Here is a 21,655-nt window from a genome sequence, read left to right on the forward strand (position 1 = left end):
AGACGTGACTCGCTGTCACTCAGGTTCTAAGGTCAGGCGGTCGGTTACGGGAGTGTTAGGTGAGGTCGATGTCGACTGTGAAGCACGACGGGAAGGTCCGCGGGATGCAGTTCAACCCGTGGAACCTGCTCTTGATCGTCCCGCTGCTGGTCCTGGTCACGCCCCTGTTCAACATGGACGGTCCACGGCTGTTCGGGATGCCGTTCTTCTACTGGTTCCAGTTCCTCATGGTCGCGGTGGGGGTGCTCAGCACCTGGATCGTCTACCTGATGACGCGGAAGCTGCCGACCACCGACCGACCCGGCAAGCTGAGCGTCGACGACCTGGACGAGGGGGACGCTCGATGAGCAACCTGCAGTGGCCGGAGCTGATCATCTTCACGATCCTGTTCCTGCTGGTCACCGTGCTCGGCTTCATGGCGTCGCGCTGGCAGCGCGGCGGCGCGCTGGACCACCTGGACGAGTGGGGCCTCGGCGGCCGCAAGTTCGGCTCGTGGGTCACGTGGTTCCTGCTCGGCGGCGACCTCTACACGGCGTACACGTTCGTCGCGGTGCCCGCGCTGGTGTTCAGCGCCGGCGCGCTCGGCCTGTACGCGCTGCCGTACACGATCGTCGTCTACCCGATCGTGCTGCTCCCGGCGCTGCGGATGTGGTCGGTCTCGCGGGTCCGCGGCTACGTCACCCCGGCCGACTTCGTGCGCGGCCGCTTCGGCTCGCCGATCCTCGCGCTGCTGGTGGCGATCACCGGCATCGTCGCGACCATGCCGTACATCGCGCTGCAGCTGGTCGGCCTCGAAGCCGTGCTGCGGACGATGGGCATCAACGGCTCCGGCATCGTCGGGCACCTGCCGCTGCTGGTCGCCTTCGTCATCCTGGCCTTCTACACCTACCAGTCCGGTCTGCGGGCGCCCGCGCTGATCGCGTTCGTCAAGGACATCCTGATCTACATCGTGATCCTGGTGGCGATCATCTACCTGCCCTCGAAGCTCGGCGGCTGGTCGCACATCTTCGACACGGCGGCGACGAAGCTGGGTGCGAAGAGCCCGGCCACCGGCAAGCCGGCCGGGTCGATCCTGCTGACCGCCAACAACCAGCTGCAGTACGCGACGCTGGCGCTGGGTTCGGCGCTCGCGCTGTTCCTCTACCCGCACTCGCTGACCAGCGTGCTGGCTTCGCGCGGGCGCAACGTCATCAAGAAGAACATGGTCGCGCTGCCGGCGTACTCGCTGGTGCTGGGCCTGCTGGCGCTGCTCGGGTACGTCGCGATCACGGCGGGCGTCAAGCCACTGACGAACGCGGCCACCGGCAAGGCGGACGGCAACACGATCGTCCCGGTGCTGTTCGACAGCCAGTTCTCGTCGTGGTTCGCCGGCATCGCGTTCGCCGCGATCGGCATCGGCGCGCTGGTGCCGGCCGCGATCATGTCGATCGCCGCCGCGAACCTGTGGACCCGCAACATCTACAAGGAGTACATCCGCAAGAACGCGACACCGCAGGAAGAAGCGAAGCAGGCGAAGCTGGCTTCGCTGGTCGTGAAGCTCGGCGCGGTGGCCGTGATCATCCTGATCGACCCGCAGTTCTCGATCGACCTCCAGCTCATCGGCGGCGTGCTGATCCTGCAGACGCTGCCGGCGGTCGCGCTCGCGTTGTACACGCGCTGGTTCCACCGCTGGGGCCTGATCGCGGGCTGGGTCGTCGGCATCGGCTGGGGCCTGATCATGCTGTACGGCATCCCCAACCCGGCCAACGGCAAGCAGCACTTCGGTGGTTCGGCGCTGGCCCTGGGCAACATGTCGATCTTCGGCTGGCACCCGTTCTCGGGCTCCCAGGTGCAGATCTACGTCGGCTTCGTCGCCCTGATCGCCAACCTGGTGGTCACAGTCGTCGTCACGGTGATCGCACGGCAGATGAAGGTGTTCAACGGCACCGACGACACCAACGCCGAGGACTACCACGTCGACGAGCACGACAAGGACCTGCGCCCCATCGGGGTCCACTAGTCCACTAAGGACGGTTCTTGAGCACCAGTGTTCGCGAGACGAGGTAGAGCACCAGCCCGTTGAGCAGGTGCCAGAGGAAGTGCGTGCCGACCGGGACGTAGTCGCAGACGTCCCGGTCGACCGTGCGCAAGCTCAACGAGAGTGCGAACACCGCGCCTGCGACGGCGAAGTGCGTCCAGTAGGCGTCGCGCGAGAAGGCGAGAAGCGCGGCGAAGACGCCGAGACCGATCAGCGCGGAGAGGTAAAGCCCGCCGCCCAGCAACGCCGTGACGACGGTGAGCGCGACGAACGCCGGCGCGGCGAGCCAGGCCAACCGCCATCGGTAGAAGAGACGCGCGAACAACACGGCGTACACCAGCACGAAAACGAGGATGCTCACCGAATCCGCGACGGCGGCCCAGCGCGTCGCGACCAGGTGGAAGACGCTGCTGGCTACGAAAATCAGCCCGATCAGCACGGCGAGCAGCCGCCCGGCCCGGTTCCCGGCGGCCAGCCGCCAGACCAGCACCGCGGCGACGAGGAATGCCAGATTGCTGAGACTGTTGAGCGGTTCACCCCAGAGCCCGGGTTCGACGCGTTCGCAGTACCCGTCGACGTAGTCCGTCACGGGACCAGCCAACCACGACTAGCGTGAAGCCCATGAGCGACGCGGTGAGCCGGTTCCCGATCACGGAACTCGAAGACCTGCCCGACGACCTTCGCGAGCGCGTCGGCGTGATCGCGGAGAAGTCCGGGTTCGTGCCGAACATCTTCCGCGCGCTCGGCCACCGCCCCGCCGAGCTGCGCGCGTTCCTCGACTACCACGACGCGCTCATGGAACGCTCCGACGGCTTGAGCAAGGCCGAACGCGAGCTGGTCGTCGTCGCGACGTCCGGGGCCAACCACTGCACCTACTGCGTCGTCGCGCACGGGGCCATCCTGCGCATCCGCGCCAAGGACCCCGAGCTGGCCGACCGCGTGTCGAGCAATCCGTGGCAGGTGGAGCTGGACGAGCGCGGCCGCGCCATCGTCGACCTGGCACTCGCCCTCGCTCAGGACTCGGCCCTGTTCGGCGAAGGCGACCTCGAAGCCGCGCGCAACGCCGGCCTCACCGACGACGAAATCTGGGACGTCGGCGCGATCACGGCGTTGTTCGCCATGTCGAACCGCCTCGCCCACCTGACCGCGTTGCGCCCGAACCCCGAGTTCTACCTGCTCGGCCGCGTGCCGCGGTAGAACTCTTGGCGCCAGGTCTCGTCGGTCAGGTTCGGGCCCCAGTCGTCGAAATCTTCTTCGTGGACGATTTCGAAGCCGGCCGCGCGGTAGATCGAGCGCGCGGCGGTCAAGATGGAGACCGTCGACAGCTCCATCGCCCGGTAGCCGTGCGCGCGGGCGAACTCCACGCATTCGGTGACCAGCCGCTTGCCGACGCCGTGCCCCCGGGCCGACGGCTCGAGCAGCAGCAGCCGCAGCTTCGCGGTGTCTTCGTCCGGGCCGCGGGTGCACGCGATGCTGCCGACGCGCTCGCCGTCGAGCTCGGCGATCCAGAACGCCTGCCGTGGGTCGTCGTGTTGCTCGGCGAAGTCGGCGACGATGCGGGCGACCAAGCCCTCGAATCGGGCGCCGAAGCCGTACTCGCGGCCGTAGAGCGCGCCGTGCCGTTCCACCACCCAGCCGAGGTCACCCGGTCGTGGCGGCCGAATCACGAGGGCCGGGTCGCGGCGGCGGTCGCCGACCAGATCGCTGATCGTGCGCATCGCGGTCAGAAGGCGCTGCTGGTCTTCGTCGGCGAAGCGGCGCAGCAGCCCGCCGATCTGTTCGGTGGACCGCGCGTTGAGGACGGCGAACGCGTCGCGGCCCGCCGCGGTGGGCCGCACGAGCTGGCGCCGGGCGTCCTCGTCGGACCGTTCGCGCGTGATCAACCCGCGCGTCTCGAGGCGGGCGAGGAGCCTGCTGGCGTAGCCGGCGTCGAGGTCGAGACGTTTGCGCAGGTCGGTCACCGGCAGCGGGTCCTGGTGGGCGAGTTCGAAGAGCACGCGGGCTTCCGGCAGCGAGTACTCGGCGTCGGCCGGTCCTTCGTCGAGCACGCCGATGACCCCGGTGTAGAGCCGGTTGAAGGCCCGGACCGCGGCGACCCGGTCGGCCAGCTGAGCGTCGTTCATTGACCACCTCAACAAGTTCGTTGACGAAGTCAAAGAATACTGCGGAAGGCGGCGACGGCAAGAGGATTTTTGTACCCCGGACATGGGAAACCCCGCGATGCTGCCAGGTCGGGGGTCCGCCAGCATCACGGGGTCGTAGGGGGTATCGACACCACTTTGGGTGGCGTTACAGCCTCAGCACTTTGTGGCATAGGTCACTCGAATGGGCGACCGCCACGGGGTGAAGAAGGGTCAGCGCATGTAGGCCGAGCGAGCCTGCGCGATCGCGATGAGTTCCTGACGGACCGTCGCGGTCGCGGCGGTGTCGATCGCCCGGTTCAGCGCCCGGCGAGTGCGAGTCTCGGCGCGGCGGGCACGGAGCTTGGCGGCGATGTTGTTCATCGGTTTCTGCATCCCCTTCGGAGGGTCTCGGTGGCTTGTGCCTCTAGTATGCACCTTTTTTCACAAGGAATCCAACGAATGTCCGGTGACTCGGCGCACTTGCCGATGAATCATCGGCAAACTTGGGTAAGGGCCGGAGGGATCGAGGGTGGCGGCAGTCATGCCGAAGCAACCTGCTACGGCTCGCTAAGGTTCTATAGAACTTTTCCGATATAGGTCTAGTGACGCTCATAGACCACGAGACGACGGGAAAAGTCCAGGTCAGTCGCGGCCGAGCAGGTAGTGGCCGAAGTGCGGCACGGTGAAAGCGATCTGGCCCCGTTCGGCGGAGAAGACGAGGCCCTTCTTCATCAGGCTGTCGCGAGCGGGCGACAGCGAAGACGGCTTCCTGCCGAGGAACACGGCGACGTCGGCGGTACCGGCCGGCTCGTCGCGGCCCTGGGTCAGCTCGGCCATCGCCTGCAGGTACTCCCGCTCGGCCGGCGTCGACCGGTCGTAGCGCGAGCCGAAGAAGCCGACCGCCAGCTCCGACTCCGCTTCGGGGGCCGCGACCTGGACGTCCTTGACCGTGATCGGATCGGACGGCGCCGCGTCCCAGGCCGCCTTGCCGTAGGCCTGGATGAAGTAGGGGTAGCCGCCGGACGCGTCGAAGAGGGCGTCGAGGGCTTCCGGTTCGATGCCGGCGTCCTCGCGCTCGATCGGCGCCAGCACGGCGAAGTCGGCGTCCTCGCGCTCGAGCCGGTCGATCCGGGCGTACCGGAAGAGCCGCTCGGAGTAGGACTTCGACGCCGAGAGCACCGCGGGCACGTGCGGCAGCCCGGCCCCGACGACGACGAGCGGCGCGCCGGACTGCGAGAGCTCGTGGCAGGCCGCGCACAACGCGGAGACGTCGTCGGGCTGCAGGTCCTGGATCTCGTCGATGAGCAGCGCGACGCCGGTCCCGACGTCCGCGGCCAGCTCGGCGACGTCGGTGAACAGCTCGACGAGATCGATCTCGATGTCCCCGGAGTCGGCGCGCCCCTGCGCGGCGGGCACGTCGATGCCCGGCTGCCACCGGTCACGCAGTTTCGCGTCGGCCTTGTTGGCCCGGAGCGCAAACGCTTTCAGCACGCCGAGCACCTCTTCGACCCGGTCCGGCGCCCGGTGCCGCACGGCGAGGTCCCGGATGGCCCGGTGCAGCGCGGCCGACAGCGGCCGCCGCAGTTCGGCGTCCGGCCGCGCCTCGATCTTGCCCGCGCCCCACTTGTGCCGCACGGCCATCGCGCGCAACTCCCCGAGCAGCACGGTCTTCCCGACCCCGCGCAGCCCGGTCAGGACGAGACTGCGTTCGGGTCTCCCCCGCGCAACGCGCTCCAGCACCACTTCGAACGCCTTGAGCTCACGCTCGCGCCCGGCCAGCTCAGGCGGCCGTTGCCCGGCGCCCGGCGCGAAGGGATTGCGGATGGGGTCCACTCTGCCAAGCTATCGACGTATCTAGCGCAAGCCCGATATTCCGCCATAGACAGCTAGGGCGTGTCGCCGAGGTTCGACCGGATGGCCGTACATAGAGACGAACAGGTCTGCAGCCCTGCTCGTCCCTACCCCCAGCGCGCACTACGACGTCGCGCTAGGCGTCCAGGTTCCGTTCCGCGTAGATCTTCATCGCGTCCCGGACGAATTCCGCCGTCGCGCCTTCGAACCCGTAGCGCGGGTCGTCGACGTACAGCTGTCCGAGTCCCGCGAAGTACCCCGCGGACACCGACGACAGCGCCGGCCGGAGCCACGCGTGCAGCCGCTGCGTGATCGCCTGGACCTCGTCGGCGTCCGCCGCGAGCCCGGCCGCGCGGGCTGACCCGAACGCGGCGGAGATGTCCACCTGCTCCTGCTGGTGGGCCTGCTTCTCCTCGGCCGACAGCGAGCGCCACCACTCGTCGCCCGTGCGGTACGCCGAAGCGCCCCAGCGTTCGGTCACTTCCTTCTCGTACTTCGTGTGGTCGAAGCCGTCGAAGACTTCGTCTGCCATCAGTCGTTCACCTCCCTTCAGTTTCCGTAGCGTGGTCCGGACCGAGTCGATCTGCCGTCCGATCCGGCGCCGCTCCTGTTCGAGCAGCTCCAGGTGGGTTTCGAGCGCCGCGACGCTGTCGCCTTGCCCGTCCAGGACCTGCGCGATGGCTGGGAGCCCGAGGCCGAGTTCGCGCAGCAGGAGGATCCGCTGCAGCCGGACGAGTGCCTGCTCGTCGTAGTAGCGGTAGCCGTTGCTGCCGACGCGGCTGGGCTCGAGCAGGCCGACCGCGCCGTAGTGGCGCAGCGTCCGGCTCGTGGTCCCGGCCGAGCGGGCGATGTCCTGGATCGACCACTCCATGACCGGAACGATAGAAGTTGACGCAGCGTCAAGGTCAACCGCTAAAGCTTTCTAGGGCTGTCTAGCGAAGCCAAGATATTTCCGCAGAAACCCCGATGAGGATTCGAGCGTGGGCGGAGCGGGCACCCAAGCGCTAGGTTCGACCAGGCAGCGGCCCGTACGAGGAAGGCTATGACCGTGATACTCCGTCGAGTGGCACGTCCCCTGCTCGCCACGATCTTCGTGACGGGCGGGATCAATGCGCTGAGGCAGGCCGAGGGCCACGCCAAGGCGGCGGAACCGTTCCTGAACAACGCGTTCGAGAAGTTCGGCGACGTCGTCCCGCAGCAGGTCCCCCGCGACCCGGTGACGCTGGTCCGGATCGACGCCGCGGTGAAGATCGGTGCCGGTCTCGCGCTCGCGTCCGGCAAGGCGCCGCGGCTCGCGGCCGGGCTGCTCCTCGGCAGCCTGGTGCCGACGACGCTTTCGACGCACAGCTTCTGGACCATCAAGGACCCGGGCGAGCGCCAGCATCAGCAGATCCAGTTCTTCAAGAACGCGAGCCTGGCCGGTGGCCTGCTGCTCGCGGTCAGCGACACGCACGGAAAGCCGTCGGCGGCTTGGCGCGCGCGTCACGCCGCGAAGGACGTCGGGGCCGCGGCCGGGAAGCTGAGCCGCAAGGCCGAGAAGCGCGCGAACAAGCTCGCGAAGCGGGCCCAGAAGGCCCTCCCCAACTGACGCGAAAGGGCCGCCCCTCGCGAGGGGCGGCCCTTTTCGTGCGCGTTACTTCTCCAGGATCGCGGTGACGCCCTGGCCGCCGGCCGCGCAGATCGAGATCAGGCCGCGGCCGGATCCCTTCTCGTGCAGCAGCTTCGCCAGCGTCGCGACGATCCGGCCGCCGGTCGCGGCGAACGGGTGCCCGGCCGCCAGCGACGAGCCGTTGACGTTGAGCTTCGCCCGGTCGATCGCGCCGAGCGGCGCGTCCAGCTCCAGCTTCTCCTTGGCGAACACCGGGTCCTCCCACGCCTTCAGCGTGGCCAGCACCTGCGACGCGAACGCCTCGTGGATCTCGTAGAAGTCGAAGTCCTGCAGCGAAAGCCCGGCCCGCGCGAGCATCCGCGGCACGGCGTACGCGGGCGCCATGAGCAGGCCCTCTTCACCGTGAACGTAGTCGACGGCCGCGGTCTGCGAGAACGTCAGGTACGCCAGCACCGGCAGCTTGTGCGCCTTCGCCCACTCGTCGGTGGCGAGCAGGACGGTCGACGCGCCGTCGGTCAGCGGCGTCGAGTTGCCCGCCGTCATCGTGCCGCCCGGACCGCCGAAGGCCGGCTTGAGCTTGGCGAGCTTCTCCGCGGTCGAGTCGGCGCGCAGGTTCTGGTCACGCGCGAGCTTGAGGAACGGCGTCACGAGGTCGTCGAAGAAGCCGCGGTCGTAAGCGGCGGCGAGCTTCTGATGACTGCTCGCGGCCAGCTCGTCCTGCGCCTCGCGGGTGATCTCCCAGACCTTCGCTGTCAGCGCCGCGTGCTCGCCCATCGAGAGGCCGGTGCGCGGCTCTTCGTTGCGCGGGATCGCCGGGACGATGTGTCCTGGTCGGATCTTCGCGACGAGCTTGAGCCGGTCGCCGAGCGTCTTGGCGGCGTTCAGCCCGATGAGGATCTGGCGCAGGTCTTCGTTCACGGCCAGCGGCGCGTCGCTCGTCGTGTCGACGCCGCCGGCGATGGCCGAATCGATCTGGCCCAGCGCGATCTTGTTCGCGACGTTGACGATGGCCTGCAGGCCGGTGCCGCACGCCATCTGGACGTCGGACGCGGGCGTCGCGGGCGAGAGCTTGCTGCCCAGCACGCTCTCGCGGGCCAGGTTGAAGTCCTTCGAGTGCTTGAGCACGGCGCCGGCGGCGACCTCGCCGATCACCTCGCCCTGCAGCGAGAAACGGCTGACCAGGCCGTCGAGCGCCGCGGTGAACATGTCCTGGTTCGACGCTTTCGCGTACGGGCCGTTGGATCGCGCGAAGGGGATGCGGTTGCCCCCGATGATCGCGACCTTGCGAACGGCAGGCGTCTTCTTCGGCGGCATGACTCCACCTCTCTGGTCGGCTCTCTCACACTGTAACCTACTGGGGAGTAGGTTAGACTGCGACGTGACGCAGACTGCACGGGAGGCAACCGATGGCTGACAGGTACCAGCAGTTCACGAAAACCCCGGTGGGGAAGTTCGTGGTGCCGAAGCTCGGCCTGCCCAACCCCGCCACGCTGCGCCGGTACCAGCCCGGGCAACCCGCCCTCGAGGGTCCCGCACTTCTCGGCGCCGCGCCCGGCGGACGGCTGGAAAAGACCCTTCGCGACCAGCTGGCCGACGCCGGCATCGAGGTCGTCACCTCGGCGGTCGACCGGCACGCGGCGCTCGTCTTCGACGCCACCGGCATCACCGACCCCGCGCGCCTGCGTGAGGTCTACGACTTCTTCCACCCGGTGATCCGCAGCGTCGGGCCGTCCGGCCGGGTCGTCGTCCTGGGCACGCCGCCGGAGCAGGTCGAAGGCCGCGAGCGGATCGCCCAGCGCGCTCTCGAGGGCTTCGTGCGCTCCGTCGGTAAGGAGCTGAAGCGCGGCGCGACGGCTCAGCTCGTGTACGTCGCCGAAGGCGCCGAAGAGGCGACGGAGTCAACGCTGCGCTTCCTGCTCTCCGCGAAGTCGGCGTTCGTCGACGCGCAGGTCATCCGGATCGGCGCCGAGGGCAAGACGGCGTCCGCGCCGTCGAACTGGGAGAAGCCCCTCGACGGCAAGGTCGCCTTGGTCACCGGCGCGTCGCGCGGCATCGGCGCGGCGATCGCCGAGGTGCTGGCCCGCGACGGCGCGCACGTCGTCGCACTCGACATCCCCGCCCAGGGCGGCGACCTGTCGAAGGTGGCGAACAAGATCGGCGGCTCGTCGCTGCAGCTCGACATCACTTCGCCCAGCGCGCCCGCGAAGCTCGCGGAGTACCTGAAGGAGCGTCACGGCGGTGTCGACGTCGTTGTCCACAACGCGGGCATCACGCGCGACAAGACGCTGGGCAACATGAGCGAGAGCGCGTGGGACTCGGTGATCGCGGTGAACCTGGCGGCGCAGCTCGCGGTGAACGACAAGCTGCTCGGCGATCGCGTGCTGAACGAGAACGGCCGCATCATCGGCGTCTCGTCGATCGCCGGGATCGCCGGCAACGTCGGCCAGACGAACTACGCGACGTCGAAGGCGGGTGTGATCGGCATGGTGAACGTCGGCGCGCCGCAGCTCGCGGCGTACGGCGGCACGATCAACGCCGTCGCGCCCGGGTTCATCGAGACCAAAATGACCGCGGCGGTCCCGCTGTTCATCCGCGAGGCCGGGCGGCGGCTGTCGAGCCTCGGCCAGGGCGGCCTGCCGGTCGACGTCGCCGAGACGATCGCCTGGTACGCGAACCCGGCGTCGGCCGCGGTGAACGGCAACGTGGTCCGCGTCTGCGGCCAGGCCCTGCTGGGAGCGTGACGTGGCGATCCGCGAACTCGACAGCACGCCCAGCCTGGCGACGCTGTACCCGAAGGCCCTGCTCGGCGGTGTCCTGCGCAAGCCGTCCGGCTCGGCTTTGCCGGACACCGAGCTGGTGCGCACCGGTGTCGTCGTCGACCCGGCGCACGTGGCGGCGTACGACACGGTCTGCGGCTTCCGGCTGAGCGACGAGCTGCCGGTGACGTACCCGCACATGCTGGCGTTCCCGCTGCAGATGGCGCTGATGACCGAGCCGGGGTTCCCGTTCCCGCTGCTCGGCATGGTGCACGTGGCGAACCGCATCACCCAGCACCGCGCGCTGCGCCTGGACGAGCCGCTGACCGTGCGCGTGCGCGCGGAGAACCTGCGCCCGCACGAGAAGGGCCGTCAGTTCGACGTCGTCAGCGAAGCCTGGGCCGGGGACGACCTGGTGTGGGTCGACGTCAGCACGTACCTGCGTCGCGGCTCTTCCTCGGGTTCTTCTTCGCGGCGAGACCAGCTGGTGCCGCCGACCCCGGACGCGATCTGGCGCGTCCCGGCCGACATCGGCCGGCGGTACGCGGAAGTGTCGGGCGACCGCAACCCGATCCACCTGCACCCGCTGACGGCCCGCCTGTTCGGCTTCCCGAAGGCGATCGCCCACGGCATGTGGACGAAGGCCCACGCACTGGCCGCCTTCGAAGGCCGGCTGCCGTCGGCGTTCACGATCGACGTCCGCTTCAAGCAGCCGGTGCTGCTGCCGGCCAAGGCGTCGTTCACGTCGTGGGCCACCCCGGAGGGCTGGGCGTTCGAGCTGTGGAGCAAGTCGAAGCCGCACCTGGAAGGCTCGATCAGCTCACTCTGACGGCTTCCAGACCGCGCCCTCGATGAGGTCGTTGAAGCCCAGCCAGACGAGGTTCATCAGCCAGGACGCGAGGACGCCGTCGGAGATGTCGGGGTGGTCGAGGGCCCAGTCGGCCAGCGACTCGGCCGCCCCGACCAGGGCCGCGGACAGGCCTTCGCCGGAGAACTCGGCCTGCTCGCCGACGCCCTTGCGGGTGCCCGCCGACACGACCAGGGCCGCGACCAGCTGGATCGCGCGTACCCGCATGTCGGTGACCTCCGCGGCGAACGTGCCACCGACGGTCAGGGCCTGGCGGTGCAGCACCGTCCACGACTCGCGGTACTCCGCGACGAAGCGGTAGAACGACCGCAGGCCGTGCCAAAGCTGCATGTCCGGCGGCAGGTCAGGCTGGACGCCGGCCTGGATGGCCTCGAGCAGCCGCGTCGCCTCGCGGCGGATGCACGCACCGAACAGGTCCTCCTTGGACCCGAGGTAGGTGTAGATCATCGGCTTCGAGACGCCGGCGACGTCGGAGATCTCGTCCATCGAGGCCGCGTGGTAGCCGTGGCGCGAGAACACCTGGACGGCGGCGTCCAGGATCTGCCGCTCGCGTACCGCGCGCGGCAGCCGCCGGGCCCGCTCGGGCGGACGCTGATCATCCTCTGACACGCTGGACCTCCCTGTTGCTGCCCGGAGACGGTACCGGGCGCTGCCCCGGGAGGGTGATTTCGGCACGCTTGCCCGCCTACCTACTGGCGGGTAGCCTACGGGTGAGTAACTTGAGAGGGAGTGACCATGGCCGACAACGCCGGGATGACCAGCGCAGATCAGGTCGCGGAGCTCCGTGGGGCGGCGCTCCTGGACGCACTGGAGCGGCTCGACCCGCTCGGCCCCGAAGCGCACACCCTCGACGTCAACGCGCTCGCCGACGCGGTCAACCCACGCGATCTCGGCAAGGATGATTTCCGCCGCCTGCTGAGCACGCTGTTGCGGCTGGCCGAGCGCGCACCGGCGTTCGACCTGAGCAAGGTCGACCCGGCGCGCTTCGCCTCCCTGGTGGCCTCGGCGTCGCGCGCGCAACTCGAGAGCGTCGTCGCCGAGCGGCCCCTGCGCGAGCGCGTCCTGGACGAGATCTTCGCCCGCATGGGCGCGCACATCCGCCCCGATCGGGCCCGCGACCTGCACGCGGTGGTCCACTGGAGGCTGTCGGGCGGCATCGGCGAAGGCGGCTACGACCGCTACGAGACGGTGATTTCGCACGGCTCGTGCACGGTGACCCGCGACACGCGCTCCTCTCCCCGGGTCACGATCACGATCGCGCCCGCGGACTTCTTCCGCCTGATCACCCACCAGGCGACGCCGGCGGTGCTGTTCGTCACGGGAAGGATCAAGGTCAAGGGCGACCTGGCCTTCGCGGCGGGCCTGATCGGATTCTTCGACCTCCCCCACCCCGTATAGTCCGTCCGTGCCCCGAAAAGCGAAGTGGCGCCTTTCCCGGCCCCGCGGTGTGCGCGCCGGCCACGCGGTCAACGCGTTCGCGGACCAGCTGGTCATCGCCAACCTGACGCCCGAGCAGTTCATCCAGGTCCTGGAAACACTGCACATGCTGGGCGAGTCCGGCGCGGGCATCGAGCTGAGCTCCCTGTCGACGGATGTCCTGGTGGACGTGGTTCGCCGAGCGTCCCGCGACCAGCTGAAGGCCATCGCAGACCACCCGGAGCTGCGTCCGGTGTTCCTGGACGAGGTATTCCGCCGAATGTCCGAGCATTTCTTACCGGAACGTGCCCGCCACGTCGATTTCGTGGTTTCCTGGCGCTTCTCGGACGGCACCGGAGAGGACGGCTACGACCGTTTCCAGACGGTGATCGAGGACGGTCTGTGCGTTTCATCGACCGACCTGTCCCGAACGCCGGACACGACGATCACGCTGTCGGTGGACGACTTCATCCGGATGGCCACGGGCAATGCGGCGGTGGCGGCGATGTTCGTGACGGGGCGGGTGAAGGTGAAGGGTGAGTACGCCCCGGCGGTCCGGTTCTCCAGCTACTTCGACATCCCCAAGCCAAGCACTGACTAGTCTTCGGCGTCCGTTGACACTACCTCCATGACCGGGCTGTAGGCGATCGGCGACCACACTCTCCCGCGCGGGCTATGACGTCGAGCAAAACCCGCCAACGTCGCCGAACGGCAGAAACCCCGACTACCTCATCGACGGCAAGGTCTTCGACAAACTACGCGCCGTCAACCGGCCGTGCACGCAACATCTTCTCCGAGGAATGAAGGCTCTTGCGGACATCGAGCGCGAGTTGTAGGACCGGTCTAACCCTCGATGACGCGACCCTCGATCACCGTCGGCTGGTCGCGGCGAGGCTCTGGCTGTTCCGGAACCACCTCGCTGTCCACCACCATCACCGGCCCCCGGCGTTGGTTGGCGAACCGAACAGCTCGCTTCTCCAACCGGCGAAGCCAAAGCTTGCGCGCCACCGCCCGCGAAGGCGGCAACATCAACAGCAGCCCGATGACGTCACTGACGAACCCAGGGACCAGGATCAACACGCCGCCGAGACCCACCAACATTCCGTCGGTGAGTTCCTTCTCCGCCGGTCGCCCGGCCCGAGCCGTCTCCATGAACGCCCGCATCGCCTTGGCGCCTTCGCGGCGAGCGAGCCAAGAGCCGATGAAGGCGCCGGCCAGCAGGAGGCCCAGCGTGCCGAGCACGCCGACAGCCGAACCCACCGCCCAGATCGCGGCAATCTCGGCGAAGACGTAGAGCAAGAACGCGACAGCCATACCCGGACAACGAACGACCTGTCCGATTTGCTCCCGCGCCCCGGGAGCACCGGCTAGTCTCACCCCTCGTGTCCGACTGGCTCCGCTGGCTTCTCATCGCGTTGTGCCTGGTTCTGGCCCTGTGGGTCGTCTGGCGGGGGCGTCGGCGGAATTCGGCGTTCCCCGGGGTCACCTGGACTCGCCCGGCGCGGAAGGCCGGGCGGCGCGGGATGGTCGTGTCCGTCCTCGGCTGGCTCGTCGTCGCTCTGCTCGTCGCCGGGGCGACCGGGGGTGGCCTGCTCTGGTTCCTCGGCTGGCCCCGGCTGCCCAGTGCCGGGCAGTTCGACGTCGCCCAGGTGCTCGACCTGCTGAAGATCGCCCTCTCCGTGGTCGCCGGGTTCGGCGGGGTCGTGCTGCTCGCCGTCAACTACCGGAAGCAGCGGGTCGCCGAAGACGAGCACGACCTGGCCGTTCAGCGGGCCGAGCGCGAAACGGTCCAGAAGTTCAACGAACGGTTCGGCAGCGCGGCCGAGCAGCTGGCCAACGACAACGCTGCCGTCCGGCTCGCCGGGGTCTACGCCATGGCCGGCTTGGGCGACGACTGGGCCGACAAGCGCCAGGTCTGCGTCGACGTCCTGTGCGGCTATCTCCGGATCACCCGCGAAGCCGACGGCGAAGACCAGGTGCGGGAGGCGATCCTGCGCGTGATCCGCGACCGCACCCGCCAGAGCGGAAAACTGTCCTGGTCCGCGCTCGACTTCGACTTCACCGGCGTCACCTTCGAGAACGCCGATTTCGCGCGGCGGAAGTTCAGTGGTGAGGTCCTGTTCGACGGGGCGAATTTCGTGGGCGGAGTCGCTTCGTTCGCCGGCGCCGAGTTCGGGAAGTTGCTGAGCTGTCACGGCACCCGGTTCTCCGCCGCCGAAACGAACTTCGGCGGGATGACCTTCACCTCCGGCAAGGCCGAATTCGTCGGTGCCGAGTTCGTCGGCGAGAAGGTCGACTTCGCCGACGGCTACCTGCAGTCCTCGTCGGTGGCCTTCTTCCGCTGCCGCTTCCGGGCGCCCGCCGTCGACTTCTCCCAGCTGGACTTCACCTTCGGCCGGCTGGTGTTCGACCGGTGCGACTTCGCGGACCTCGAACTCGACCTCTCGATCGGCCTCGACGACCAGCCGTTCTCCCTGGTGCCGCTGCTCGCCGAGAACTGCCGGTTCGAGCGGTGCCGGATCGAACTCGGCCGGGGCGGCCAGGGGGTCAAGCTCGCGGACTGCGTGCTCGACACCGTGACCGTCGCCGACACCGGCGAACACCCGCAGACGCACCCGTGGCCGAACAACGAGCTGCGCGGTGGCACCTCGCTGCCCGGCCACTACGCCACGGCCTAGCTCGGCACCTCGTCCAGGTACGCCCGCGCCTGGAGCGTGAACAGCTCGGCGTACCCCGCCTTCGCCGCCATCAACTCCTCGTGCGTGCCGTACTCCGCCACCTTCCCGTGGTCCAGCAGCAGGATCCGCTCCGCCTGCCGCACGGTCGAGAACCGGTGCGAGATGTACAGCGTCGTCCGGCCTTCGGACAGCTCACGCAGCCGCGAGAACAGGTCGTGCTCCGCCTGGGCGTCCAGCGCCGACGTCGGCTCGTCGAGGATCAGGATCGGCGCCTCGCGCTGGAACGCCCGCGCCAAAGCGATCTTCTGCCACTCGCCGCCGGAAAGGCTGACGCCCTGGTCGAACCAGCGTCCGAGCGGGCTGTCGTAACTTCGCGGCAGGCGCTCGATGCGCTCGTCCGCTCCGGCACGACGGGCCGAGTCCTCGATGTGCGGACGGTCTTCCAGCCGGTTCAGGTCGCCGAGGCCGATGTTCTCCGCCGCCGTTCCCTGGTACGTCACGTAGTCCTGGAACATCGCGCTGATCCGCGTCCGCAGCTCCACCGGGTCGTACTCGCGGATGTCGACGCCGTCCAGAAGAATCCGGCCGGCGGTCGGGTCGTAGAGCCGGCAAAGCAGCTTGAACAGCGTCGACTTTCCCGCGCCGTTGCGGCCCACCACCGCGACCGTCTCGCCCGGGCGGATTTCGAAGCTGACGTCCTCCAGGGCCGGCTCCTCCGAACCCGGGTACGCGAACGTGACCGAATCGAATTCGATGTGACCCTCCACAACAGAGGGAACGGGCCGCGGCTCGGCGGGCGCCGTGATCTCTGGCTCCGTGTCCAGGAAGCGGTACAGCGTGTCGAGGTAGAGGTTGTTCTCGTACATCCCGGAAAACGCGGTGAACAGGCCGGACACCGACGTCTGCACGGACGTCGCCGCGGCCGTGTACAGCGCCAGGTCGCCGAGCGTCAGCCGGCCGCCGACCGCCTCCAGGGCGATGTACAGCGCGATCGCCGAGCCCGCGAACGTGCTCAGCAGCCCCCACGACGTCGAGCTGATGTTGCGGTTGATCGTCAGCTTCCGCTGCCGCTCGTACGAGACGAGGCCGAGCCGGCGGAACCGGTCGACGAAGTACGGGCCGAGCCCGAACAGCTTCGTCTCCTTGGCGTACGTGTCCGTCGTGACCAGCGAGGACAGGTAGTCCATCCGCCGCTTGATCGGCGACATCAGGAACGTCAGCCAGAACGCGCGTGAGCCGTACTTCGACTGCGAAATGAACGCCGGGATCGGCGCCAGCAGCGCGACCAGCGCGAGCAGCGGGCTGATCGAGACGAGCAGCGCGACCATGCTGCCGAACGTGATGAGCGTCCGGACCAGGCCCAGCGCGGAGTTCATCATCGACAACGGCCGCGTCGGCGCTTCCTGCGCGGCCTGGCGCAGCATGTCGTAGGACGTCGAGCCCTCGAAGTACGCGAGGTGCAGCTCGCTGGCGTGCGCCATCACCTGGTGGCGGATGGTCAGTGTCATGCGTTCCTGCAGCAGCGACTGCGCGATCGACGTCATGGCGCTGCTGATCGCGGTCGCGGCGAGCACGCCGAACTGGAACAGCGCGACGTTCACGATGTCGCCGGTGGTGCCCTTGTGCTGGATCGCCGCGACGACCGAGTCGAGCAGCAGCTTCGCGATGTACGCGGTCACAGTCGGCAAGAGGCCCGAAAGCAGCGTGATCAGCGCCAGGAGAATCGTCAGGACCGGGCTGGCCTGCCACGTCAGCTTCACGACCTTCGGCAGGCCGCGGACCGTGCCCGCCGCGGACGTCTTCGCCCGCTTGAGTCGCGAACGAAGGTCCTTCGGCTGGTCCTCCGGCTTGGGCTCGGGGATGTCGACCGGTCCGGTGAGCCCGCTTTCCGGGACCGTCGTGGCGTGCCTGCGTTTTCCGCGCCGGGCAAGCATGAACTCCATGCCGCCCCCACCGCCCGGGATCACTCGGCCTCCACAGCGCCGTGCAGGAAGACGTCGACCACCTGGCGCGTGGTGGGGGCGTCGTCGTCCGGCGCCATCCGGCGGCCGCCGAACAGCATGGTCAGGAAAAGGGCGGCCAGGTGCTCGGGTGGCAGCCGCAGGCGATCCTTCTCGGGTTCGAACAGCTCGGTCATCGCGCCGCGCATCGCGGCCATCGACTCGCGGCGGCCGCCCTTCCAGCTGCCCCGGAGGCGCTGTTCGGGGTCGCGGTGCTTGATCCGGCCGGACGCGTGCAGGGCGCCCATCAGCGCGCCCATCCGCTCGAGGTGCGCGCCGAGCGCTTCGGCGGCTTCGACGAGCCGGTCCGCCAAGGGCTGGTCCACCGGGATTTCGGCGATCGCGTCGAGCACGTGGTCGGGCCGCAGCGCCTCCGCGGTGCAGGCGTCGAACAGCTCGTCCTTGTCCTTGAACGCGCGGAAGATGGTGCCCTCGCCGATGCCGGCGGCGCGGGCGATCTGGCTGGTCGTCACGTTCGAGCCGTGCTCCATGAGCAGCGGCAGCACCGCGTGCACGATCATGGCGCGCCGGGCTTCGACGCTCATGCCCGGCGCTCTTCGCCGGGTTTCGGATGCTGGTGTCATGCGATCAGTGTGCGGAGTGAGCGCTCACTCCGTCAAGCGGGTTTGCTGTCGGCGAAAGCAGCGAGGGCCGCCCCGGGAACCCCGGAGCGGCCCTCGACCGGCGAAAGCTCAGTAGGTCATCGCCATGGCCGGGTCGGCCAGCAGGGCGCCGACGTCGGCCAGGAACTCCGAGCCCTGCTGGCCGTCGACCACGCGGTGGTCGAAGCTCAGCGACAGCTGGAGCACCTTGCGGACCTTGATCTCGCCGTCGACGACCCACGGCTGGTCCTTGATCGCGCCGAGGCACAGGATCGCGGACTCGCCCGGGTTGATGATCGGCGTGCCGGTGTCGACGCCGAACACGCCCACGTTCGTGATCGTGATCGTGCCGTTCGCCATGTCCGCCGGCGACGTCTTGCCCTCGCGAGCGGTGTCCGTCAGCGCCGTCAGCGCCTGCGCCAGCTCCTTCAGCGACATCGAATCGGCGTCACGGACCTTGGGCACGATCAGGCCGCGCGGGGTCGCCGCCGCGATCCCGAGGTGCACGTAGTCCTTGAAGACGATCTCCTGGGCGGCCTCGTCCCACACCGCGTTGATGTCCGGAGTGCGCTTAGCCGCCAGGCACACGGCCTTCGCCGCGAACGTCAGCGGCGTGACCTTCACCCCGGCGAACTCCCGCGACTTCTTCAGCTTCTCGCGGAACTCCATCATCGGCGTGACGTCGATGGTCAGGAACTCCGTGACGTGCGGAGCGGTGTACGCGCTCTGCACCATCGCGACCGCGGTCATCTTCCGGACGCCCTTGATCGGGACGCGCCGCTCGCGCGTTCCGCTGTCCACCCGGGACTCGACGACCGGGGTGCCGTTGGCGGCCCGCTCGACGTCCTCGCGGGTGATCACGCCACCGGACGCGGTGCCGGTCAGCGCGTGCAGGTCAACGCCGAGATCCTTCGCCAGCTTGCGCACCGGCGGTTTCGCCAGCGGGACGTACCCGCCGCGCGGAGCGGCCGGAGCAGGTGCGGGAGGCGCGGCGACAGCAGCTACCGGAGCAGGTTCCGATCCCTTGCGGGCCCGCCGCTGTGTGACGACGGCCTTGGAGCCGTAGCCGACCAGCGGCTTCATCTCCTCTTCCTCGGCGGGAGCCGAAGCAGGCGCGGCCGCGGCCGGAGCGGCGGTCGGCGCGGGAGCGGCGGCACCGCCCGGGTCGACGTCGATGGTGAGGATCGGTGTGCCGACCTCCACCGTCTGCCCCGGCTGGACGTGCAGCTCCGTGACGACCCCGGCCCACGGGATCGGCAGCTCGACGGCGGCCTTCGCGGTCTCGATCTCGACGACGATCTGGTTGACCGTCACGGTGTCGCCCGGCTTCACGTGCCAGGACAGGATGTCGGCTTCGGTCAGCCCCTCCGCCGTGTCGGCCAAGGGGAACTGTTTGTACGTAGGCATTGCGCGGAAATCCCCCTTACCAGGCGAGCGAGCGGTCGACGGCGTGCAGCACCCGGTCCAGGTCGGGGAGGTAGTGCTCCTCGAGCTTGGCCGGCGGGTACGGCGTGTCGAACCCGGTCACCCGGAGGACGGGCGCTTCCAGCGAGTAGAAGCACTCCTGCTGGACGCGCGCGGCGATCTCCGAGGTCAGCGACGACTCGGACGGCGCCTCCGACAGCGCGATCAGCCGTCCGGTCTTGCGCACCGACTCGAACACCGGGCCGAGGTCCAGCGGCGAGAGCGTGCGCAGGTCGATGACCTCGAGCGTCTTGCCTTCGTCCTCCGCCGCGGCGGCCGCGTCGAGGGCGACCTTCACCGAAGGCCCGTACGCGACGACCGTCGCGGTCGTGCCCTCGCGGACGACCTGCGAGGAGAACACCGGCGTCGGCGTGCCCGCGACGTCGATCTCCGCGCGCAGCGCGCCCGAGTGGTACAGCCGCTTCGGCTCGAAGAACAGGACCGGGTCGTCCGACGTGATCGCCTGCTGGATGCCCCAGTAGGCGTCGACGGCGTTCGAAATGGACACCACCTTCAAGCCCGGGATGTGCGCGAACAGCGACTCCGGGGACTCCGAGTGGTGCTCGACCGCGCCGATCCCGCCGCCGAACGGCACCCGGATCACGACGGGCATCTTGACCTTGCCCTGCGTCCGGTAGTGCAGCTTCGCCAGCTGCGAGGAGATCTGGTCGAAGCCCGGGAAGATGAAGCCCTCGAACTGGATCTCGCACACCGGCCGGAAGCCGCGCACGGCCAGGCCGACCGCGGTGCCGATGATGCCGGACTCCGCGAGCGGCGTGTCCAGCACGCGCTGCTCGCCGAAGTCCTTCTGGAGGCCGTCGGTGATCCGGAAGACGCCGCCGAGCTTGCCGACGTCCTCGCCCATGATCAGGACCTTGGGGTCTTCTTCCATGGCGCGGCGCAGGCCGAGGTTGAGCGCCTTGCCGATGGTGAGTTTCTGGAGGTCGGTCATCAGTGCTCACCCGCCGCTGCGAAGCCGTCGAGGTAGGAGAGGAACTCTTCGCGCTGCGCCTCGAGCACCGGGTTGCCCTCGGCGTAGACGTTGCTGAAGATCCGCTCCGGCGGCGGCTCCGGCATGTTGAACGTGTACTCGCGCAGGTCGGCGGCGAAGGCGTCGGCGTCGGCCTGGACCTGGTCGAAGAACTCGTGGTCGGCGCCGCCCTTGCGGGCCAGGAACGCCCGGACGCGCTCGATCGGGTCCTTGAGCTTCCACTCCTCCAGCTCGTCGGAGAGGCGGTAGCGCGACGGGTCGTCGGTCGTCGTGTGCGCGTCCATCCGGTAGGTGAACGCCTCGATCAGGACGGGTCCGTTGCCGTGGCGGCACTCGTCGAGCGCCCAGCGGGACACCGCGAGGCAGGCCAGGACGTCGTTGCCGTCGACGCGGATGCCGGGGAAGCCGTAGCCGCGGGCGCGCTGGTACAGCGGCAGGCGCGACTGGCGCTCGGTCGGCTCGGAGATCGCCCACTGGTTGTTCTGGCAGAAGAACACGAGCGGCGCGTCGTAGACCGCGGCCCAGACGAAGCCCTCGTGGACGTCGCCCTGCGAGGTCGCGCCGTCACCGAAGTAGCAGATCGTGGCTTCGCCGTCGTCGTCACCGACCTTGCCCTCGAACTTCTGGCCCATCGCGTACCCGGCGGCGTTGAGCACCTGATTGCCGATCACGATGGTGTACGGGTGGAAGCCGTGGCCCTGGTAGTCCCAGCCGCTGTGGTCGGTGCAGCGGAAGATCCCGAGCAGGTCCTTCATGTCGACCCCGCGCGCGTACGCGACGCCGTGCTCGCGGTAGCTCGGGAAGGCCATGTCGTTCTTCTTCAGCGCGCGGCCCGACCCGATCTGCGCGGCCTCCTGGCCGAGCAGCGGGACCCAGATGCCGAGCTGGCCCTGGCGCTGCATCGCGTTGGCTTCGCGGTCCGCGCGGCGGACGAGCACCATGTCGCGGTACAGGCCGCGCAGGGCTTCGTCGTCGATGTCGTCGACGTACTTGTCGAACTGGGGCGACGGGACCCGTTCGCCTTCGGGGGTGAGCAGCTGAGTCAGCTCAGCGCCACCTTCGCTGGTCGCTCGCAATCCGGCGATCACCTGCTCGGGGGACGGCTGAGCCGCGACGGCGGCCGGCCCGTCTCCAGGCTCCGGGTGCGTCCACTGTTCGGACGGCATGGGCGGTACTCCTCGTGTCGGTGCCTCTGGCGGCCGCTTGTGGCGACCACAGCGACTGCACCGGCGGGGACCAGCGGTTCGGGTCTCCGAAGCGCTCGGTCACCGTCGGCGTTG

22 protein-coding genes are annotated in these 21,655 nt (G+C 68.9%); 9 read left to right on the plus strand and 13 right to left on the minus strand.

Annotated features, from left to right (window positions below; genetic code table 11):
• Positions 1-68: 68 nt before the first annotated feature.
• Positions 69-347, plus strand: coding sequence for a DUF3311 domain-containing protein (locus tag OG738_RS12045; RefSeq protein ID WP_329053650.1), 279 nt, complete (start codon positions 69-71; stop codon positions 345-347).
• Complete coding sequence (mctP, locus tag OG738_RS12050) at positions 344-1,999, plus strand: monocarboxylate uptake permease MctP (protein ID WP_329053651.1); 1,656 nt, start codon at positions 344-346, stop codon at positions 1,997-1,999. Before OG738_RS12045 ends, mctP begins: the two co-directional genes overlap by 4 nt.
• A gap of 4 nt (positions 2,000-2,003) precedes the next feature.
• Here the strand turns inward: mctP and OG738_RS12055 are convergent, their stop codons facing one another.
• The gene (locus OG738_RS12055) at positions 2,004-2,606 is read right to left on the minus strand and encodes a hypothetical protein (protein ID WP_329053653.1); all 603 of its coding nucleotides are present in this window, start codon (positions 2,604-2,606) and stop codon (positions 2,004-2,006) included.
• A gap of 32 nt (positions 2,607-2,638) precedes the next feature.
• Here OG738_RS12055 and OG738_RS12060 point away from each other — a divergent pair, with 32 nt between their 5' ends.
• Positions 2,639-3,214, plus strand: a complete 576-nt coding sequence (locus OG738_RS12060; protein WP_329053654.1) for a peroxidase-related enzyme — start codon at positions 2,639-2,641, stop codon at positions 3,212-3,214.
• On the opposite strand, the gene OG738_RS12065 is transcribed toward OG738_RS12060, so the two are convergent.
• The 4 genes from OG738_RS12065 to OG738_RS12080 all read right to left on the minus strand — a co-directional run bounded on the left by OG738_RS12065 (position 3,187) and on the right by OG738_RS12080 (position 6,862).
• Entirely contained in the window at positions 3,187-4,140 is a 954-nt protein-coding gene (locus tag OG738_RS12065; protein ID WP_329053656.1) for a bifunctional helix-turn-helix transcriptional regulator/GNAT family N-acetyltransferase, read from the minus strand. The two genes, OG738_RS12060 and OG738_RS12065, sit on opposite strands and share 28 nt — an antisense overlap.
• Before the next feature lie 231 nt (positions 4,141-4,371).
• Positions 4,372-4,521, minus strand: a complete 150-nt coding sequence (locus tag OG738_RS12070; RefSeq protein WP_329053657.1) for a hypothetical protein — start codon at positions 4,519-4,521, stop codon at positions 4,372-4,374.
• Positions 4,522-4,782: 261 nt separating this feature from the next.
• On the minus strand, positions 4,783-5,973 hold the full coding sequence (locus OG738_RS12075) for an ATP-binding protein (protein ID WP_329053659.1): 1,191 nt from the start codon (positions 5,971-5,973) through the stop codon (positions 4,783-4,785).
• Positions 5,974-6,127: 154 nt separating this feature from the next.
• The gene (locus OG738_RS12080; RefSeq protein WP_329053661.1) at positions 6,128-6,862 is read right to left on the minus strand and encodes a MerR family transcriptional regulator; all 735 of its coding nucleotides are present in this window, start codon (positions 6,860-6,862) and stop codon (positions 6,128-6,130) included.
• Positions 6,863-7,033: 171 nt separating this feature from the next.
• Here OG738_RS12080 and OG738_RS12085 point away from each other — a divergent pair, with 171 nt between their 5' ends.
• Positions 7,034-7,579, plus strand: coding sequence for a DoxX family protein (locus OG738_RS12085; RefSeq protein ID WP_329053662.1), 546 nt, complete (start codon positions 7,034-7,036; stop codon positions 7,577-7,579).
• 45 nt (positions 7,580-7,624) lie between these two features.
• On the opposite strand, the gene OG738_RS12090 is transcribed toward OG738_RS12085, so the two are convergent.
• Positions 7,625-8,914: an acetyl-CoA C-acetyltransferase gene (locus OG738_RS12090; RefSeq protein ID WP_329053663.1), complete on the minus strand. Its 1,290-nt coding sequence runs from the start codon at positions 8,912-8,914 to the stop codon at positions 7,625-7,627.
• A gap of 92 nt (positions 8,915-9,006) precedes the next feature.
• On the opposite strand from OG738_RS12090, the gene OG738_RS12095 reads away from it, so the two are divergent.
• Both OG738_RS12095 and OG738_RS12100 read left to right on the plus strand, forming a co-directional pair.
• Positions 9,007-10,341 carry a 3-oxoacyl-ACP reductase gene (locus OG738_RS12095; protein WP_329053664.1) on the plus strand — a complete coding sequence of 445 codons (1,335 nt, stop codon included), beginning with the start codon at positions 9,007-9,009 and terminating at the stop codon, positions 10,339-10,341.
• Position 10,342: 1 nt separating this feature from the next.
• Positions 10,343-11,185 carry a MaoC family dehydratase gene (locus tag OG738_RS12100; RefSeq protein WP_329053665.1) on the plus strand — a complete coding sequence of 281 codons (843 nt, stop codon included), beginning with the start codon at positions 10,343-10,345 and terminating at the stop codon, positions 11,183-11,185.
• On the opposite strand, the gene OG738_RS12105 is transcribed toward OG738_RS12100, so the two are convergent.
• A complete protein-coding gene (locus OG738_RS12105) occupies positions 11,177-11,833 on the minus strand; it encodes a TetR/AcrR family transcriptional regulator (RefSeq protein WP_329053667.1) in 657 nt (218 codons plus the stop codon). The two genes, OG738_RS12100 and OG738_RS12105, sit on opposite strands and share 9 nt — an antisense overlap.
• Positions 11,834-11,959: 126 nt before the next feature.
• Here OG738_RS12105 and OG738_RS12110 point away from each other — a divergent pair, with 126 nt between their 5' ends.
• A complete protein-coding gene (locus OG738_RS12110) occupies positions 11,960-12,622 on the plus strand; it encodes an SCP2 sterol-binding domain-containing protein (protein WP_329053668.1) in 663 nt (220 codons plus the stop codon).
• Between the two features lie 49 nt (positions 12,623-12,671).
• Positions 12,672-13,241, plus strand: a complete 570-nt coding sequence (locus OG738_RS12115) for an SCP2 sterol-binding domain-containing protein (protein ID WP_329053670.1) — start codon at positions 12,672-12,674, stop codon at positions 13,239-13,241.
• 242 nt (positions 13,242-13,483) lie between these two features.
• Here the strand turns inward: OG738_RS12115 and OG738_RS12120 are convergent, their stop codons facing one another.
• Entirely contained in the window at positions 13,484-13,954 is a 471-nt protein-coding gene (locus tag OG738_RS12120; protein WP_329053671.1) for an FxsA family protein, read from the minus strand.
• Positions 13,955-14,022: 68 nt separating this feature from the next.
• Between OG738_RS12120 and OG738_RS12125 the strand changes: the two genes are divergently transcribed.
• Complete coding sequence (locus tag OG738_RS12125; RefSeq protein ID WP_329053672.1) at positions 14,023-15,318, plus strand: hypothetical protein; 1,296 nt, start codon at positions 14,023-14,025, stop codon at positions 15,316-15,318.
• On the opposite strand, the gene OG738_RS12130 is transcribed toward OG738_RS12125, so the two are convergent.
• From OG738_RS12130 to pdhA, 5 genes are all read right to left on the minus strand, one after another.
• Positions 15,315-17,261 carry an ABC transporter ATP-binding protein gene (locus tag OG738_RS12130; RefSeq protein ID WP_329053674.1) on the minus strand — a complete coding sequence of 649 codons (1,947 nt, stop codon included), beginning with the start codon at positions 17,259-17,261 and terminating at the stop codon, positions 15,315-15,317. The two genes, OG738_RS12125 and OG738_RS12130, sit on opposite strands and share 4 nt — an antisense overlap.
• 20 nt (positions 17,262-17,281) lie before the next feature.
• Complete coding sequence (locus tag OG738_RS12135; protein ID WP_329053676.1) at positions 17,282-17,863, minus strand: TetR/AcrR family transcriptional regulator; 582 nt, start codon at positions 17,861-17,863, stop codon at positions 17,282-17,284.
• Positions 17,864-18,010: 147 nt separating this feature from the next.
• Positions 18,011-19,327, minus strand: a complete 1,317-nt coding sequence (locus OG738_RS12140; protein ID WP_329053677.1) for a dihydrolipoamide acetyltransferase family protein — start codon at positions 19,325-19,327, stop codon at positions 18,011-18,013.
• 16 nt (positions 19,328-19,343) lie between these two features.
• On the minus strand, positions 19,344-20,336 hold the full coding sequence (locus OG738_RS12145; RefSeq protein WP_329053678.1) for an alpha-ketoacid dehydrogenase subunit beta: 993 nt from the start codon (positions 20,334-20,336) through the stop codon (positions 19,344-19,346).
• The gene (gene pdhA, locus OG738_RS12150) at positions 20,336-21,541 is read right to left on the minus strand and encodes a pyruvate dehydrogenase (acetyl-transferring) E1 component subunit alpha (RefSeq protein WP_329053680.1); all 1,206 of its coding nucleotides are present in this window, start codon (positions 21,539-21,541) and stop codon (positions 20,336-20,338) included. Before pdhA ends, OG738_RS12145 begins: the two co-directional genes overlap by 1 nt.
• Positions 21,542-21,655: the final 114 nt, after the last annotated feature.

This window comes from Amycolatopsis sp. NBC_01488 (genome assembly GCF_036227105.1).
Classification (GTDB): domain Bacteria; phylum Actinomycetota; class Actinomycetes; order Mycobacteriales; family Pseudonocardiaceae; genus Amycolatopsis.